The following is a 16,313-nucleotide window of genomic DNA, read 5'->3' on the forward strand; positions in this document are numbered from 1 at the left end:
AAAAAAGTACAAATTCTATTGATGAAATTTTATATAAAAAAAATTTAATTACTTACTTCATACCATTTACAAAAATTAGCTAATCTCCATGCTTGAGCTGTATAGGGTTTATTATCATAAAAAACACTTTTTAAGAACTGTTTTGCTTTACTGGCATTGATAAAATCAAGCCCTTCTATGCTGTCAACCCAATCTATAATCTCTTTAGAAAAACCAAGCATTAAATTTTTTTCAGGCGTTTCAAAACCTATTTTATCTCTTCTAAACAAAACATCATCAGAAACAATCCCTTTCATTGCATAGCGAAAAATGTGCTTGGTTTGTCCCTCACGAGATATCAAATAACTTTCAGGCAATGACAATAAAAACTCAGCAATGTCGGTATTAAGAAATGGTACACGACTCTCTATAGACCAGTGCATTGAGTTCCTGTCACCATGTCTCAGCAAGGAGGTCAGGCCGCCATCAGAAACCTCACTATAGAGTTTTTTGATCAGTGCTCGATCTTGACTCTTTTGAGTCAGACATTGTGGTAAAGAAAATAAGTTGACGCCACCTTCTTTTAGATGATCAATATTCAACCAGGATCGAGACTTGTAAAGCCCTAAACAATTAAGTAATAAATCTGTACTATTTTCTGGTCCAAGAGCTGAAAGGAAATAAAAAATAGACTTAGTAATATTTCGACTTGGCCATTCGGACCAATACTTGCAAAAAGAGAGGGCTTCCTTAAACTTTCTCTGATGTAATAAAGTTCTATACCTATACTCAGGATAACCATGGTAACCAGCAAGCAACTCATCTGCTCCCTGACCATCTAGAGTAACCGTAATATTATTTTTCTTAACTTCTTTGTATACACAGTATTGAGCATAAATACTTGTACTACCAAAAGGTTCACCCTGACACGCAATCATCTCATCAATGTCATTTAATAAGTTTTCACTTGAAATATGTACATTATGTGGAATTGATTGAACAGAATTATTAATTCGATCAGCCCATATTTTTTCGGAATTATTTGATGAAGAAACATACGTGAATGTATGAATTGGCATGTCCGGTTCAAGGTATCTCATGGCAGAGACTATGGCAGATGAATCAAGGCCACCAGATAGAGCAGCACCAATTGGAACATCACTCCTCAAGTGTAAATCAACACTTTTCAGAAATAATTCTCTCAGTTGTACTGCTGCATCTTCAAATGAAATATCCTTATTTTCATTTAGATTAGGATACCACCAACGATTTTGATCTGTGATGGAGAAATGATTTTTCAAGCTAATTTCAAGGTAATTCCCAGGTTCTAGCTGCTGTATATCATTAAAAAAAGTTGACCGCCCTCGATCATAGCGCCCTGAGATGAGATAATCATATGCAGTTTGCTGGTCAGGTGTAACTTTTCCCGGGACTAACTCCAATAATGCTGATATTTCAGAGCAGAAATAAAAGCTTTTTGCGTCATGATAATAATATAATGGTTTTATACCAAAGGCGTCTCTTACACAAGAAACCGTACCACTCCATTGATCAAAAACAACAAAGGCAAACATCCCTTTCAACTTCATCAGGCAAGAAGATCCCCATAGATGCCATGCATTAAGTAAAACTTCAGTGTCTGACTCAGATTTAAAGTGGTAATTTTTACTTATCAATTCCATTCGGATTTCACGATAATTATAAATTTCGCCATTAAAGATCAACCTGTAACGACCATCATAGCTCATCATAGGCTGATGACCCGAACTACTTAAGTCTATAATTGATAGCCTTGTATGGCCAAAAGCTATTTTAAAATTATTGAAACCGAAATAATCAAGCCCATGATCGTTTGGGCCTCTATGTTTAATTTTTAATAATGCATTTTCATATGGCAATGTAGATGACTGATCTACATACTGAACATTTTCTATCCCACCAAGAATTCCACACATCTTCTAGCACATCTTTTTAAATCAAAAATCTTTATTCTTACAAAACTTAATAACATCACACACTTTCAACAATGGAATCATTCTAACCCCTAGCAATGTCAATAAGAACATAATTACCAATAAAGTTTTAATTAAAAACAAAAGGTAATATGAAACAATAAACTCAGATAATTTAACAGAAAGAAATATCACTAACAAATAAGTAAAAAGAGTGATAAAAGTATCTTTCCACCTTATATTTATTGGATACAATTTCTGACTCAAGAAAACCCAAAAACTAAGAAAAAATATATATGAAACCAACATCGAAATTGCAGCCCCAAGCATTCCATATATTGGAACTAATGAATAATTTAGAATGAAACTTACTGTAGCTGTTAAAATTGAAACTATAAGCTGCCAGATAGTTTTTTTATGGATTGTGATGCCGGGAAAAAAAGGGTATAGCTGTGAAAACAAGAGTCCAATTGTTAGATATGGAATTAATGCCACTGCACCAGAATAATCATGCCCAACCATGATTATCAAAATCTCAGAGGCATATACACTCATTATAAGAGTAAGAAGGAGTGACACAGCCAAGAAAACATGAAATATTGATGATATATCTGAAGGCGCACGTGCTTTCTTGTAATTTACATATATTAGAGGCGTTAACGCAGACTGAACCCCAAAAGCCATGATAGCAACAACACTTGCAAGCCTACTTGCAGCACCATATATCCCAATTTCGTCAAGGGAGCCATAAGCATTCAAAGCAAGGCGGTTAACATATAGGGTAATAAAAGTTGCCAATGCTGCTGGTACCAATGGTATTGAGAATTTCAGCATCAGAACTAGTTTGGAAAAATTTAATCGTAAAATTATAGACTTTCTCAGTAGAACTAAACATAAAAGAATAGACAATAATGCAGCAAAAGCCTGCCCTGTAACTATGCCTAAAAGCCCCATATTTCTATAATATGAAAATGTGATACCTAAAGTAAATATCAAAGCCGCATTAATAAAACTAACAGCAGCATATTTTTTGCTTTGCATATCCCAGCGAAGCTGGTTGAGTAGAATATAAAACAAACAGTTCAAATAAAGAAAAATACAAGCTGTTTTAAAAATAGATAGATAGCTTTCATAATTAAAAATTAACTTGTTTAACTTTTCTGAATAGTAAAATGAAAAGATGAGAAAGATCAATCCAAAAAAAACTGAAAACCACCAAGCAGTACTTGCCAATATGATCTGTTGATTTTTACTGGCCACTTCATTCCAATAACGGGCAAGACCCTGACCAATCTCCAAAGCAAGAACCAGATTAATAAAAACTGCAGCAGTAGTTATCAGGTCAAACACACCATAATCTTGAGGCTCAAGAATTCGTGTATATATTGGAAGTAATAGTAATCCAAGACTGCGAGATAAAATAGAAGCTAAGCCATAAATCAGGCTATCACGGAGAAAAAGTTGGAGCATTATGATCCCTCAGTGTACAACCCGCAATACTCCATATAAGCCCGTTGCAATTCGTGATTATCATCAAGTTGAAGTGATTGAACGCCATACTGCTCAATAATTGCTTTGGTCATTACCTTAGAATTTTCTCTTGATACCCCTGCCCCTTCTAAGTATCGAATGTCTTTTGGGTTAAACAACCACTCTTCTGGAACTTCATCACTAATTACTCTTAGAATTCTTTTAGCTACCAGTTCTCGTGACCATCTTTTCTTCATGAATAAATAAGCATCATTACCAAGCTTTTCACGGTATTCATGATCTATCACTAGCCGTTCAATAGCTGTTTCCAACTCATCAGGACAAACATATAAACTAGGTGGAATATCATCTCGATGACAAATATCAACTATTGATTTAGCAGAATAACCACCCACAACAGATGGTTTACCTAAGCTAGCAGCTTCGGAAGCTAAACCAGCTAGAGGAGTATCGGAATAAAGCTGGTCAACCACAAAGTCACACTTTTCAAGCTCTTCAATAACAACTTTGTTTGGCATTCCTTTTATTTTAATAAACTCAATATTATGACCTCTATCAATTAAATTATTTACTAAAATCTCAATTTTTTTTGTACCTTTAACTTTATAATTGGATGGTGCATGTAATATTCTAACCACATCAGGTTTTCTGAATGATTGATAAGGAAAAACTTCTTTAGCAAAGCCAATTGAAAACCAATTTACAACTTTCTTTGAATTAAAATGTGATGAAAATGGAGAATTAATAATTGCATCCGCATACATTTCATGCAATTTTATTTTCTTTTTTATTTTTTTCGTCCTGGAGAGTATCTTTTTTAATCCAGTACTTCCATCATAATAGTTACCATCAATGTAAGGAGGCCTACTGTCACTGCCCAAGTAAATAAAAATAATTCTTTTTTTAAAAAGCTTTAATAAAAATAATTCGAACCGCGTATTTGTTATTGTTTCACCAAAGATATAAATAAAAATATCAAATTTTAATAAACTCCAACACAGAACAAAAATAGAAACCACCCACTGAATAGAGGACATGATAACGAACATGAACTTACTTTTCCTGTACGCCTCTATTCTCTGCGAACCTAAATTTTGCCATAATTTGATCAAAACATTAATAGAATCATTACAACCATATTCATACTTATGCTTTGCAGACAAAACACCTGTTGCTGAGACTCCATTTTCTTGGAAGCCTTTAACTATCGAATCAACAATTCCTGATATTTCATGAGGACCAACAAATATTTTCATTTAATTACCAGTCTCAACGTCAGAGTATACCTTACAAGGTGTCCCAAATGCTTTTTTTAACGAAGGTATATCATTCAATACAAGACTGTTTGCTCCAATTATCACCTTATCACCAATTTTAACACCCTTAACAATGACAGTATTTGGGCCAATATAACAATCATTTCCAATGGAAGTATCAGCTATTTCAATAGAATTTTTCCCACCAGTTATTGTGCGCTGAACAGTATCATGCGTATATATTTGAACTCCGGCAGAAATAGAACAATTAGATCCTATAGTCAATTGCCCTCCTGATCCGTCAAGAATAGTATGCGGTCCGATCCACGTATGTTTTCCTACCCTTACATCACCATAAACCAAACTACTGTCATAAATTGAGCTACCTTCTCCAAACCCTAATAACTCAGCTTTAGCCCATCTATCGACAACACAATCACCAAAAGGTAAGACTCTATCATATTGTGATTTAAAAAATCCTACCCGCCTCACCCAAAACTTACTAAATAATTTTAATAACATTAAATTGTCAATACCGAATCTAGCGCAATCACAACATTTTCCACATCTGACTCTGATAAGCTCTCATGGAATGGCAAAGCTAAACCATTTCTGTACAATTCCACTCCATTATTAACCTCTTTCCTATAAACATCTTCAATTCCAATAAGATTAAGAGAAATTATACTCTGCGCACCAATACCAACCTCTGCCCCCTGTCTCTTCATTTTATGAATGATCTCATCTCTATTGATATGTTTATTTAACACGATCATGTATGTTTGCCAGCTATGCCCCTTATCTCCTACCGGTCTTGACAATAAATTTTTATTTTCTAGCTCTAATAAATCAGAATGATATTTTTTAGCTAGTCGTTTTCGTTTTTTTAAAGACACGGGTAAGGATTCAAGTATAACTCTACCAATAGCTGCTTGAAAATTTGTCAGCCTATAATTCAGTCCTACTGCTTTAAATTCGAGCCCTTTACTGGTTCGAACCATTCCATGATTTCTAAGCAATTTCACTTTTTCTGCCAATTGATTATCGTTGGTAGTTACCAGACCTCCTTCACCAGTCGTAAGCGTTTTACGTGGGTGAAATGAAAAGCATCCCAAATCACCTACAGTTCCAGCGTTAGAGTCTTCATCAAATGAACCAATAGCACAAGCAGCATCTTCAATCAGATGTAAACCATAGCGATCTGCTATTTTACGATACTGTTTTAGGTTTGCGGGGTTACCAAATTCTAATACCGGCATAATCGCTTTGAGCTTTTCAGGCCCTGTCCACAGCTTAATTCGATTTTCCAGTAATTCTATATCCATATTGTATGATGACAGATCAACATCAACAATGATGGCTTTAGCACCTACCATTTCAACCACATTTGCTGTTGCAACAAAGGTAAAATCTGGAATAAGAACTGCATCTCCAGGGCCAATACCAAGTGCTAACAACGAAAGATGAAGAGCCGCAGTACCATTCGCGACGACAATCGCATGCTTTACACCAATAAACTCTGCCAACTCCTGCTCGAAAAGCTCACATTCCTCGCCATGGACAAGTTGACCGCTTCGCAGGATTTCATTAACACGACTGATTGCCTCTTCTGAAATAGTAGGCTGCGACAATTTAATCATATTACTTATTGCTCAAAAACATGGCTGGCATTTCAGGTATATTGGACTCATTAGCTGCCATCCATTCGGCTGTGTGTCTTAAACCTTCCTCAAGATCAACCTGTGCTTCAAATCCAATCAAGTCTTTCGCTTTATCAATTTTAGGAATACGTAGCTCAATATCTGCAGACAGGGCATCTTTGAAAATAATTTTGGACTTTGAGTTCAGTACTCTACAAATGGTTTCAGCCAAGCCATAAATAGTGGTAACCGCCCGGGCATTACCAATATTAAAGGACTCTCCAACGGCCTCAGGCATGATCAAAGATTTCATAAGAGCATCAACCATATCGTCAACATAACACCATGCACGAATTTGAGCGCCATCACCGAAAATGTAGATATCCTCATTTTTCAGTGCCTTTCTTATCATAATTGATATAGCCCCCTCACCCGTCTGCCCTGGGCCATATACATTAAAGGGTCTTACTGTTACCGTTGGCAGACTATATTCTCGATGATAAGCATGTGTGAGGTGCTCACCTGCCAGTTTACTCACAGCATAAGTCCAGCGTGCCTCTCCTACCGCTCCGGTTGTTGTTGAATCCACTTCTTCAACGCGGTATGCCCTGGAGCCAAATACCTCGGAGGTTGAAAATTCCAAAAATCTTTCAACCGTCCCGCTGTTATGGGCTGCTGCCAATGCATTTGCTGTTCCCAGCATATTTACTGTCATCGTGCGAACCGGGTTTTTTGTTGTGTTGTCAATCCCGGCAATTGCTGCAGCATGTACAAAGATCTGAGTATCTTTCGCCGCCTCTTTAAGATGTTCAGCGTCCAGAACATCACCTTTCACAAGGGTCAAATTTTTATGATTAGCAAAAGGCTGACTTTTAAGCGTATTTCGATCCAGGTTATCGAAAGCAATGATTTCATTTTCTTCTATCAGTTTACCAATCAAGGTAGAGCCAATAAAACCTGTACCACCTGTAATAAATATTTTCTTGCCCTTTATTTCTTTCATTCCAATAAACGCCTTCAACTTAATTAAGAAAAATTTGAAACTACAGTATCAATTACTGAAGCAGTTTTATACGGATCCATTGGTAAACTTATGACTTTCCGGGAAAGCATTTCACTTACCTCTACCCTGGCGTAAGAGCAAGCTACTGCTGGCTGTATATTCAAAGGGTATGGATAATGCACTGCTGTAGGAATACCCTGTTCACGAAGTTTACTTTGAATAAACTCACGGTCTTCAACCAAAACCGTATATTGGGCAAATACACTGGTATTACTTATTTCAATATATGGTGTGGTCATATTCGTATTTATTAGTTTTTCGTTATATGTTGCTGCAACTTCGTTTCTAAGTGAAATTTCCTGGTCAAATATTTCCAGCTTACTGAGTAATACTGCAGCCTGGATAGTATCCAAACGGCTATTCACCCCCACACGAACGTGGTGATAGCGACGGTCCTGTCCATGACGAGCAATTTGCCTGATGATTACTGCAAGCTCGTCATCATTGGTAAACATAGCTCCACCATCACCATAACAACCCAAAGGCTTTGACGGGAAAAAGCTGGTACAGCCAATAGTACTCAGGCTACAGGAACGTCTGCCTTTATAGGTAGCACCAAAACTTTGTGCGCCATCTTCAATTACAGGAATATTGTGTCTATTGGCGATTTCGTTGATGGCATCAAAATCAGCACACTGCCCATAAAGTGATACCGGGATAATGGCTTTTGTACGATCAGTAATCGCGGCTTCAATCAGTGTTGGATCCAGATTATATGTTTTTGGGTCTACATCAACATAAACAAGTTTGGCACCAAGCAGAGCTGAGGTTTCTGCGGTAGCAATATAAGAAAAAGCGGGTGTAATTACTTCATCACCTGGTTTGATATCCAATGCCATTAATGCTATCTGCAAAGCATCAGTACCATTGGCAACCGAAATGCAGTGCTTAACGCCGACATAATCAGCAAGTTTCTCTTCCAGCTCGGTAACTTCAGGGCCGAGAATGTATTTTCCGTGTTCCAGTACGGCTTTAATACGGCGATTAACGTCTTCTTCAATACGGCGGTACTGGGCTTTTAAATCGATAAATTCCATAAGGTTCACTAATAAGACTTTGAACCACGAAGGGCACGAAAAACACAAAGTTTTAAAAACTTTTCTTTGTGCTCTTCGTGCCCTTTATGGTTTAAAAAAATCAGGCTTTTGTAACTTGGCTGTTTTTTAACTGGTAGGTGCTTTGAGTATGAGGGCAAATGCACTCGGCTTCGCCTTCAAGTGGCAGTGCGAGCCGCTCTCCGTATTCGCTTATCCAGCCAATCTGTTTTGCGGGCACACCGGCCATCAGTGCATAGTTGGGTACATCTTTATTTACCATAGCACCAGCACCAATAAAGGCATAACGGCCAATGGTAATGCCGCAGACAATAGTGCAGTTGGCTCCCAGAGTTGCTCCCTGCCTTACCAGGGTTTCCCGGTATTCATCTTTCCGACTGATGGCTGAGCGGGGGTTATAAACATTGGTAAAAACCATGCTTGGACCGCAGAAAACATCGTCTTCCAGGGTAACATTGTCATAGACAGACACATTGTTCTGTATTTTTACATTGCTGCCTATGCAGACTTTGTTACCGATAAAGACATTCTGGCCAAGTGAACACTGTTCGCCTATTTGCGCCTGAGAACAGACATGAACCCAATGCCAGATACGTGTACCAGCACCTATCTGAGCCCCAGTGTCGATAATGGCGCTTTCATGAGCACTGTAAGTTTGGTCAGGCATCCTTTAGTACTCCAATGGAAGAGAAACCGTTCTGCCATCACGTGCAGAGAGATAGGCAGCGATTAGCAATTCCAGGGATTTCAAGCCCTCCCGGCCATCCGTTTCTGGCTCAGCTTCGCCACGCAGGGTATCAATCACATTTTTGTAATACAGAGGATGTCCAAATCCATAGACGGAAGTGGTCTCATAGTTTGCAGCGGCAATCTGTTCATCGTAGTCTGCAGGTTCAGAAAAACTCCACTCCTGGATTTCATTCACCGCAACACCGCCAACTTTTACAGTTCCTTTCTCACCCAGAATGGTGATAGAGCCTTCCAGGTTTTTTGGATAGGTACACATGGTTACCGCCATGGAACCCAGAGCACCATTACGCCAGCGTACATTCATTACACCAGTGTCTTCTACTTCAATATTCCGGTGGGTAGAGGTCATACACTGAACATCAGCGACTGGGCCAATTAGCCATTCCATCAGATCCACATAGTGGCTCGCCTGATTCATAAAGGCCCCACCATCAAGCTCCCAGGTTCCACACCACTTAGCCCGGTCATAATATTCTTGGGGACGGGTCCAGAATACATTAAGGTGAACCATATGTATTTTGCCGAAGCGCTGCTCATCAATCGCACGCTTCAGTAGTTGCAAGGTTGTATTGCGGCGGTTTTGCTTAACAATAAACAGGCGAACACCCGCCTCATCACAACCTTTTACCATACGAAGTCCATCTGCCCAGCGGGTTGCCATCGGTTTTTCACTGACAACATGAACGCCTGCATTTGCGGCCATCAGTGCCTGATCAGGATGTAATCCACTGGGTGTACATAATGCAACAACATCCAGTTGTTCCTTTGACAAAAGGTCTTCAAGTTTCAAATAGCCGGGAACTTGATATTCATTCTGAGCCTTATCCAGTGCTGATGGATCAACATCACAGACAGCGACTAATTCAATATCGTCCTGGTGCTTACGCAAGGCTTCACCGTGCTTGGCAGAAATACGACCACACCCTACAAGGGCCATTCGGATCTTACGGTCCGTAATTTTGTCGAACACTATTATCTCCTTATGCTTTGATAACATTATCAGCTGGTTCAAGATACCTACCCCTGGTGTCTACCAGTAATTGAGCATTATCCTGAATCATTTTGTAATCAAAGTCAGCGTGATCGGTAGCCAATAAAACACAGTCATAACTGGCAAGATTTTCCGGAGTCAACTCTTCGCTGGTCAAGTCAAAGTGATGCTCACGCATTTTTGGAAATACCGGCACATGTGGATCAGAATAGGCAACAACCGCTCCTTTTTTCTCAAGCCGCTCCATCAACTCAACGGAAGGAGACTCCCTCATATCATCCACATTCTTCTTGTAGGCAATACCCAGGACCAGGATCCTGCTGCCGTTTACAGCTTTTCCACGCTGATTCAAAGCATCCGTGAGTTTATCAACCACAAACCTTGGCATGTATGCATTTATTTCTCCAGCCAACTCAATGAAACGGGTATGCAGTCCATACTCTCTTGCTTTCCAGGTCAGGTAGAATGGGTCAATGGGAATGCAATGCCCACCGAGACCGGGCCCTGGATAGTAGGCTGTGAATCCGAAAGGTTTCGTGGCTGCGGCATTAATCACTTCATGGATATCAATATCCATGCGATCTGCAACAACTTTCATTTCATTAACAAGGCCAATATTGACAGCTCGATGAATATTCTCCAGTAGTTTTGTCATTTCTGCTGCTTTTGTTGAAGATACAGGCACCACTTTATCGATTGCCGCTTCATATAAGGCAACACCAGCAGACAAACAGGCTGGAGTATGCCCACCACACACTTTTGGAATAGTGCGCGTTTCAAAATCAGGATTGGCCGGGTCTTCACGTTCTGGTGAATAGACTAGAAATGCATCATCCCCCACTGTAAAACCGGCATTTTCCAGCCTTGGCAATAGCTCTTCTTCTGTTGTTCCGGGATATGTTGTACTTTCAAGAGACAACAGTTGCCCCTTTCTCATATGTGGAACGATAGCATCAGTAGTATTCAGGACAAAACTGAGATCAGGCTCTCGATATTTATTCAGAGGTGTTGGTACACATAAAATCAATACGTCAGCCTTGTTAGCCTCTACAAAGTCAGTTGTAGAATGAAATAAACCTTTATTAACAGCATCACGAATAGATTTTGAGGATATGTGTTCAATATAGCTCTCGCCATCATTCAGCCTATCAACCTTAGATTGGTCAATATCAATTCCCAGAACTGTAAAACCTTCTGCAACATAACGAAGCATTAATGGCAGACCCACATACCCCAAGCCCACAATCCCAATAATGGCTTCTTTAGTTTTGATTTTTTCAACTAAGTTTTTTTGGTAATTCATATTTTCACATCAATAAATGACAAATTTATCTTGATTTTCCGGAGGGATTAGAGGAATAGGTCACGGAGAGTTCAGAGGGTCAGCAGAGATCAGAGGGCCAAGTCTTTCAATTTGCACTATCAATGACGTTTAATTTTGCTTCCATACTCTAGTGCCTATCGAATTGTTATTAATGTCAATATTTGCTCTAAAACCAAACGCTTATTACAGGAAAAAATTATGAAACCCCGCACCCTGCGAGGACTTCAGACAGATATCGAGTGCTCATGGCGGCCTTTTTCTGCTTCCGCTTCAGACCAGCTTTAAAGGTTTTGGTATTGTTCAACATATTAACTGCCATATGTCGAAAACCAGTGAGCATTTCAGCTGCATTGCCTCTTCTGATTCGACAATCATCTTCTCTCATTGCAACATCCATTTTCCAATGGAGTTTATTCTCGATTGCCCAATGCTCTCTTGCAGCATGTGCAAACTTTTCTGCAGTTAATTGCGCAGAGGAAATGTAATAACGCACACTGATGTCGTCCGCATTAAATACACCATCTTCCATTCTTGCAGAAAAAATAATTCCGAGAGTTTTCATTCCTTGCCAATCAAAAGAAAGATTAACAAACTCATCAAAAATATCACTAACTATGTGAAGACGTGTTTCCATTCTACCATGGCTTTTTTCTTCAGTTCTGAAAGTATCACCCTTCCATTGATTCACTTTTTCAACAGAAAAATGATTCTCAAATGCTTCATGAAGCTTACCCTGGTTACCTTTTACCGCTAGCAAATAATCAGCGCCTTTATCGACGATTTTTTTGGCAATATCCCTCTGACATCCCATGGCGTCTATGGTTACGAGGCATCCACGAATTTCAAGGAGTTCAAGTAATTCAGGTATGGCGGTAATCTCGTTACTTTTATCATTAATTTTAATTTGACCAAGAACCAATTCGTTTGCAGTAGCAAACGCACTCACCATGTGAATTGCACCTTTATCCTTACCCTTGTCGTAAGATCCTCTTGCTGTTTTTCCATCAATTGCAATAATCTCACCATTGGTTGCCCGGTGGCAGGCTTGCATCCACTCAATAAAGCATTTCTGGAATTGCTTTGGGTTAATGGCAGCAACTACCCTGGAAATTGTATGATGGGAAGGAATGCCGTATGCAAATTCACCATATTTTTTTAACCAATCCAGTCGCTCATTGCCGAAGTCTTCAATTTCTTCCCAGCCTTCGCAACCCGCAATGACTGCACAAATGACTAAGAGTAGAATATCAGCAAGTTTATGGTCTACTTTCCATTGTTGACGTGCGTCATAAATGACAGATAGCCTATTCATTAAATCAAATGCATTCATTTCCAGAACATCCAAATCTTTTTTGTATAAGACACTGGATGTATATTTTGCTCTATAAGGGGATATCCTTATAGCTATTGAGCCCAATGACTTCGGGGGCTTTCATGATTTTTCCCTAGGAGGCTGTCCGAGAATAGCGCCCGTAGCGAGGACGGCAGAAAATTGAGGATAAAAATTCGGTTTTGTGAGGTGAATAGCGGGGCTATTTGCCGAACAAAAGCGGATTTTTAGACCAATTTGCTGTCGCCGCAGTAGGGCAGCCTATTCTCGGACAGCCTCCTAGAGGCAACACTTTCAGAGCACCAATAATCCTTTGCCTTCATCGTCCAAGAAACTATGGATAGTCTGTTGATTGTCTATTAGAACACGTTCAACAACCGCAAGCTTGGCATTACCGACTGTTAATCGAATCAGTGTTATGGTATTCGCAGCATAAAGCAGTGCTGCTTTTATCTGCACCGCTTGCAGGTTGGGGTGGTCTTTCAGGATTTCATCAGTGCTCATCCCCTCAGCCAGCATTTCAAGAATATCGATAACGGTTATTCTTGTACCCTTGATACAGGGCTTACCACACCGCTTGGCTGTATCGGTTTCTATGTATTGCAAATAATCCTGCTCGTCCATGCCTTTGCCCTCTTGCTTGTGCTTACACAGTCTAGCAAGACAGTCAGTGGCATGTCTTTAATCAAACCCACAAACTCCAAGGTTCAAGAGTCAGGTCTTTCATCGTGCATTTCCGACCTGATGCTCTACTTTTTACTCGTCATAAATAGAAAATGAAAGCAGGAAAGACTCGGCCGTTAAGAATTCAGACCGCAGGAGCGCTGTATCATGTGACTTCTCGCGGTGAGGCTATTATTTTTGCTTATCAATCCGGTAGCTATAGCCTTATTGAGATTGCCGATTTGGAGCAAGAAGCCGCATTATTTGCCAGATAGAAAAACACCCAGTGGATAAGCCTTTGGGCTGATCAAGGTCAAGGTCAGATGCATGTTGAATGTTACCATTTACTCTTGAGCCATATGCCCAAACGGCGGTGATTGGTAAATAACGTTTCAATAGCTGTTGGGCTATCGTTAGCTCGCTAGCAGTCAGTTTCAGCGTTTCTTAAGCTGCTTTCATGATGCTGAATTCAATTCATAAATGCATAACCCATGATTTTCCCGCATCAACCCTGCTCTTTAACAAAAATGGTACCATTAATGGCTACTCCTGCCTGCTGCAGGCGTCGATTAGCAACCTCAATATCTTTTACAGAGGTCTGCCCCGCTTGAATAATCATCAAATCGGTTGCGCACCCGGCTGCCAACCACTACCCCATCAGTCACATTAAGAATCGACGGAACACTGATCAATACGACGTCATAATGACTGGATCTCCAGTCCAGAAGTTTTTGAAACCTGGTGTTCATTAACTGTTCAGATGGATTATCTGGATAGCTATTACCGGAAATCAAGTCCAGGTTTTCACTGACTGTGATCGCTGAGTGGTCGTTATTGATCAGTTTCTCCGACAGCCCATGCCCTCCGGTTGTATTAAAATGCATGAACATTCTACCCTGGCGAAGGTCTGCATCCAGGAGTAATACTTTTTTACCCGCTTCGGCCAGCTCACTGGCTAACTGGATGATGACATGCTCCTGTTCAATAACCGGGGACGGACTGCAAATCATCACCCGATTATTGGCTGCATTTTCCAACTGGTATAGCAGGTTGGTACGTAATACTTTGAAACCTTCCGACATCCCGGTGTCGTTTTTAATTCCTCAGCGCTGGCCACTTCTGCAAATACAGTAAGCCCGGCTTTATTTTCTGCTTCTTGTGAAGTGCATAGCACCTTTCGCATCATTTCATGCACAAACACTACTACAATTCCCAGCATCCCTCCCAGCATAACTGCCAATACGATAACAAGGGTGTATTTAGGGCTAACCGGATCATCGCTGGACACCGGATCGCTGAGCACATGACGATCATTTAAAGCGATAGTTTTGGCGTTTTCCAATATATCGATATTGTTCTGGATTGCTTTCTGAGCCAATTTCAGTTCATTCAACCGAGCACTTTTTACAGAAACGTCCTGTTCTTGAGCCTGTGCTATCTCTTGTTGTGTTGTAAACAATCTGATTTTCAATAAGGCCAGTGATTTTTCAATAGAACTCACCAGTGTTTGATGGCGTTGTTCAAAATAGTAATCAATTAGGGAATTTAATAATTTGATATTTTCCTGAGCATTCGATCCGCTCAGCGTAATTTCAAGAATACCAGTGCCTCTACCTTTTTCAGCAACCTGTAATCGGCCCTGAACGTCTTGTGCCACATTGGGCGCAGGAGTATCGGATTGAGATTGCTTTGCTGCAATGAAACTATGAATAAAGCCAGGACTCCTCATCTGCTCTATGGCAATACTTGAGCTGATTGAAAGATCCTCCACATGTTCAGTATCCCGCAAATTTAAAATCAGGCTGCTTTGGCTATGTTCAATTTTTATCAATGCACTTGCCTGATAAACCGGCTTAACCGCAAAAAGGTAGCACAGGGCAAGGATGAACGAAGCCAGTGTAATACCAATAACCCAACGTCTACCTCGGAACAGGATCGCTGCGATCTCAGAAAGGGAGATCATATCGTCGTCCATGGCGTGTACAGCATTATGTTCGGAATATTGTGTCATTTGAATTTTATCATTCAGAAGAAAAGGAACAAAAAGAAAGTCAGGGTCAGATACCGGGCAAAATCATGAAAGCTCGCACACGGTGAGGAGTTCAGACAAATATTGAGTGCTTGACGAAGGGTGTTTGGCACGATCTATCATGGGCCGGAGTTTGCGCCCTTCGACAGGCTCAGGACGGACGGAGTCCAGAGGCATATGATAACGACAACCCTTCAAACTCATTGAAACCATGTACTGGCTGCTAAGGAATTGTCCTGAAATAATTTGCACATTTCCTGGTCTCAAAACTACGTTCGTCCTGAGCCTGTCGAAGGTCGTGAACTCCGGCCTCATGTATTGTGCCAGTCATCCTTCGACAAGCTCAGGATGAACGGAGATCGAGTTCAAAATGTCGAAATTATTTCAGGACAATTCCTAAGGGTTTGGTTCGTTTTTGCTATTGATCCTCAGCCTGAAACCAAACGACTACTGAACAACAACATACTTTTCCCGAATCACTTTCCGGAACTTCTCAGGCACCTGATCCCAAACAAAAAGATCGACCCGAAATGGCAGGTTACTCTCTTCCAGCGCCTCCCTGAGTTCAGCTATCGCAATTGCCTGTTCCGGGCCGGAAAAAGCAACCATATCAAGATCTGATGCGAAGTGGGCCTTGCCATTAACTCTTGAGCCATAAGCCCAGACTTCGATATCTGGCAAATGTTTTTTCAGCAATGCCTGTAGCAGTAACAGTTCATCGTGTGTCAGGTGAAGGTGTTCCGGGGGATGATCGGTAGAGCAGTTCATAACCAGGATTCTCCGCTTATGG

The 16,313-nt window shown here is 40.3% G+C and carries 16 protein-coding genes; 1 reads left to right on the forward strand and 15 read right to left on the reverse strand.

Annotation, left to right across the window (positions count from 1 at the left end):
* Positions 1-44: 44 nt before the first annotated feature.
* The 12 genes from asnB to ACO6UX_RS04375 form a co-directional block, all read right to left on the reverse strand.
* Positions 45-1,934, reverse strand: coding sequence for an asparagine synthase (glutamine-hydrolyzing) (gene asnB / locus ACO6UX_RS04320; RefSeq protein WP_422445178.1), 1,890 nt, complete (start codon positions 1,932-1,934; stop codon positions 45-47).
* 21 nt (positions 1,935-1,955) lie between these two features.
* Complete coding sequence (locus ACO6UX_RS04325) at positions 1,956-3,401, reverse strand: oligosaccharide flippase family protein (protein WP_422445180.1); 1,446 nt, start codon at positions 3,399-3,401, stop codon at positions 1,956-1,958.
* Complete coding sequence (locus tag ACO6UX_RS04330; protein ID WP_422445182.1) at positions 3,401-4,678, reverse strand: glycosyltransferase; 1,278 nt, start codon at positions 4,676-4,678, stop codon at positions 3,401-3,403. Before ACO6UX_RS04330 ends, ACO6UX_RS04325 begins: the two co-directional genes overlap by 1 nt.
* Positions 4,679-5,200, reverse strand: coding sequence for an acyltransferase (locus ACO6UX_RS04335; RefSeq protein WP_422445184.1), 522 nt, complete (start codon positions 5,198-5,200; stop codon positions 4,679-4,681).
* Complete coding sequence (locus ACO6UX_RS04340; RefSeq protein ID WP_422445186.1) at positions 5,200-6,318, reverse strand: DegT/DnrJ/EryC1/StrS family aminotransferase; 1,119 nt, start codon at positions 6,316-6,318, stop codon at positions 5,200-5,202. Before ACO6UX_RS04340 ends, ACO6UX_RS04335 begins: the two co-directional genes overlap by 1 nt.
* A 1-nt stretch (position 6,319) precedes the next feature.
* Positions 6,320-7,321, reverse strand: coding sequence for an NAD-dependent epimerase/dehydratase family protein (locus tag ACO6UX_RS04345; RefSeq protein ID WP_422445188.1), 1,002 nt, complete (start codon positions 7,319-7,321; stop codon positions 6,320-6,322).
* A gap of 23 nt (positions 7,322-7,344) precedes the next feature.
* Positions 7,345-8,418: a DegT/DnrJ/EryC1/StrS family aminotransferase gene (locus ACO6UX_RS04350; RefSeq protein WP_422445190.1), complete on the reverse strand. Its 1,074-nt coding sequence runs from the start codon at positions 8,416-8,418 to the stop codon at positions 7,345-7,347.
* Positions 8,419-8,518: 100 nt separating this feature from the next.
* Positions 8,519-9,103 carry an acyltransferase gene (locus ACO6UX_RS04355; RefSeq protein ID WP_422445192.1) on the reverse strand — a complete coding sequence of 195 codons (585 nt, stop codon included), beginning with the start codon at positions 9,101-9,103 and terminating at the stop codon, positions 8,519-8,521.
* Positions 9,104-9,106: 3 nt separating this feature from the next.
* Positions 9,107-10,156, reverse strand: a complete 1,050-nt coding sequence (locus tag ACO6UX_RS04360; protein WP_422445194.1) for a Gfo/Idh/MocA family protein — start codon at positions 10,154-10,156, stop codon at positions 9,107-9,109.
* Between the two features lie 10 nt (positions 10,157-10,166).
* Positions 10,167-11,480: a nucleotide sugar dehydrogenase gene (locus tag ACO6UX_RS04365; protein WP_422445196.1), complete on the reverse strand. Its 1,314-nt coding sequence runs from the start codon at positions 11,478-11,480 to the stop codon at positions 10,167-10,169.
* 217 nt (positions 11,481-11,697) lie between these two features.
* Positions 11,698-12,831 (reverse strand): ISAs1 family transposase, encoded by a 1,134-nt coding sequence (locus ACO6UX_RS04370; protein ID WP_422445198.1) that lies wholly within the window; start codon positions 12,829-12,831, stop codon positions 11,698-11,700.
* 294 nt (positions 12,832-13,125) lie between these two features.
* The gene (locus ACO6UX_RS04375; RefSeq protein ID WP_422445200.1) at positions 13,126-13,455 is read right to left on the reverse strand and encodes a DUF433 domain-containing protein; all 330 of its coding nucleotides are present in this window, start codon (positions 13,453-13,455) and stop codon (positions 13,126-13,128) included.
* Between the two features lie 152 nt (positions 13,456-13,607).
* On the opposite strand from ACO6UX_RS04375, the gene ACO6UX_RS04380 reads away from it, so the two are divergent.
* On the forward strand, positions 13,608-13,769 hold the full coding sequence (locus ACO6UX_RS04380) for a hypothetical protein (protein WP_422445202.1): 162 nt from the start codon (positions 13,608-13,610) through the stop codon (positions 13,767-13,769).
* A gap of 303 nt (positions 13,770-14,072) precedes the next feature.
* Here ACO6UX_RS04380 and ACO6UX_RS04385 read toward each other — a convergent pair whose 3' ends face one another.
* The 3 genes from ACO6UX_RS04385 to ACO6UX_RS04395 form a co-directional block, all read right to left on the reverse strand.
* Positions 14,073-14,504, reverse strand: a complete 432-nt coding sequence (locus ACO6UX_RS04385; RefSeq protein WP_422445204.1) for a hypothetical protein — start codon at positions 14,502-14,504, stop codon at positions 14,073-14,075.
* The gene (locus ACO6UX_RS04390) at positions 14,504-15,457 is read right to left on the reverse strand and encodes a Wzz/FepE/Etk N-terminal domain-containing protein (RefSeq protein ID WP_422445206.1); all 954 of its coding nucleotides are present in this window, start codon (positions 15,455-15,457) and stop codon (positions 14,504-14,506) included. The genes ACO6UX_RS04385 and ACO6UX_RS04390 overlap by 1 nt, the downstream gene beginning before the upstream one ends.
* A 513-nt stretch (positions 15,458-15,970) precedes the next feature.
* Positions 15,971-16,291, reverse strand: coding sequence for a nucleotidyltransferase family protein (locus tag ACO6UX_RS04395; protein ID WP_422445208.1), 321 nt, complete (start codon positions 16,289-16,291; stop codon positions 15,971-15,973).
* Positions 16,292-16,313 lie beyond the last annotated feature (22 nt).

Origin of the sequence: Endozoicomonas sp. ALB091 (assembly GCF_049310265.1) — a bacterium.
In the GTDB taxonomy this organism is placed as follows: Bacteria; Pseudomonadota; Gammaproteobacteria; order Pseudomonadales; family Endozoicomonadaceae; genus Endozoicomonas.

What these genes read in the sequence shown, in the direction of transcription:
- ACO6UX_RS04350 (WP_422445190.1), bottom strand. Translation starts at nt 8,418, where the DNA reads ATGGAATTTATCGATTTAAAAGCCCAGTACCGCCGTATTGAAGAAGAC.
- ACO6UX_RS04325 (WP_422445180.1), bottom strand. Translation starts at nt 3,401, where the DNA reads ATGCTCCAACTTTTTCTCCGTGATAGCCTGATTTATGGCTTAGCTTCT.
- asnB (WP_422445178.1), bottom strand. Translation starts at nt 1,934, where the DNA reads ATGTGTGGAATTCTTGGTGGGATAGAAAATGTTCAGTATGTAGATCAG.
- ACO6UX_RS04365 (WP_422445196.1), bottom strand. Translation starts at nt 11,480, where the DNA reads ATGAATTACCAAAAAAACTTAGTTGAAAAAATCAAAACTAAAGAAGCC.
- ACO6UX_RS04335 (WP_422445184.1), bottom strand. Translation starts at nt 5,200, where the DNA reads ATGTTATTAAAATTATTTAGTAAGTTTTGGGTGAGGCGGGTAGGATTT.
- ACO6UX_RS04380 (WP_422445202.1), top strand. Translation starts at nt 13,608, where the DNA reads ATGAAAGCAGGAAAGACTCGGCCGTTAAGAATTCAGACCGCAGGAGCG.
- ACO6UX_RS04340 (WP_422445186.1), bottom strand. Translation starts at nt 6,318, where the DNA reads ATGATTAAATTGTCGCAGCCTACTATTTCAGAAGAGGCAATCAGTCGT.
- ACO6UX_RS04370 (WP_422445198.1), bottom strand. Translation starts at nt 12,831, where the DNA reads ATGAATGCATTTGATTTAATGAATAGGCTATCTGTCATTTATGACGCA.
- ACO6UX_RS04385 (WP_422445204.1), bottom strand. Translation starts at nt 14,504, where the DNA reads ATGATTTGCAGTCCGTCCCCGGTTATTGAACAGGAGCATGTCATCATC.
- ACO6UX_RS04345 (WP_422445188.1), bottom strand. Translation starts at nt 7,321, where the DNA reads ATGAAAGAAATAAAGGGCAAGAAAATATTTATTACAGGTGGTACAGGT.
- ACO6UX_RS04395 (WP_422445208.1), bottom strand. Translation starts at nt 16,291, where the DNA reads ATGAACTGCTCTACCGATCATCCCCCGGAACACCTTCACCTGACACAC.
- ACO6UX_RS04390 (WP_422445206.1), bottom strand. Translation starts at nt 15,457, where the DNA reads ATGATCTCCCTTTCTGAGATCGCAGCGATCCTGTTCCGAGGTAGACGT.
- ACO6UX_RS04330 (WP_422445182.1), bottom strand. Translation starts at nt 4,678, where the DNA reads ATGAAAATATTTGTTGGTCCTCATGAAATATCAGGAATTGTTGATTCG.
- ACO6UX_RS04355 (WP_422445192.1), bottom strand. Translation starts at nt 9,103, where the DNA reads ATGCCTGACCAAACTTACAGTGCTCATGAAAGCGCCATTATCGACACT.
- ACO6UX_RS04375 (WP_422445200.1), bottom strand. Translation starts at nt 13,455, where the DNA reads ATGGACGAGCAGGATTATTTGCAATACATAGAAACCGATACAGCCAAG.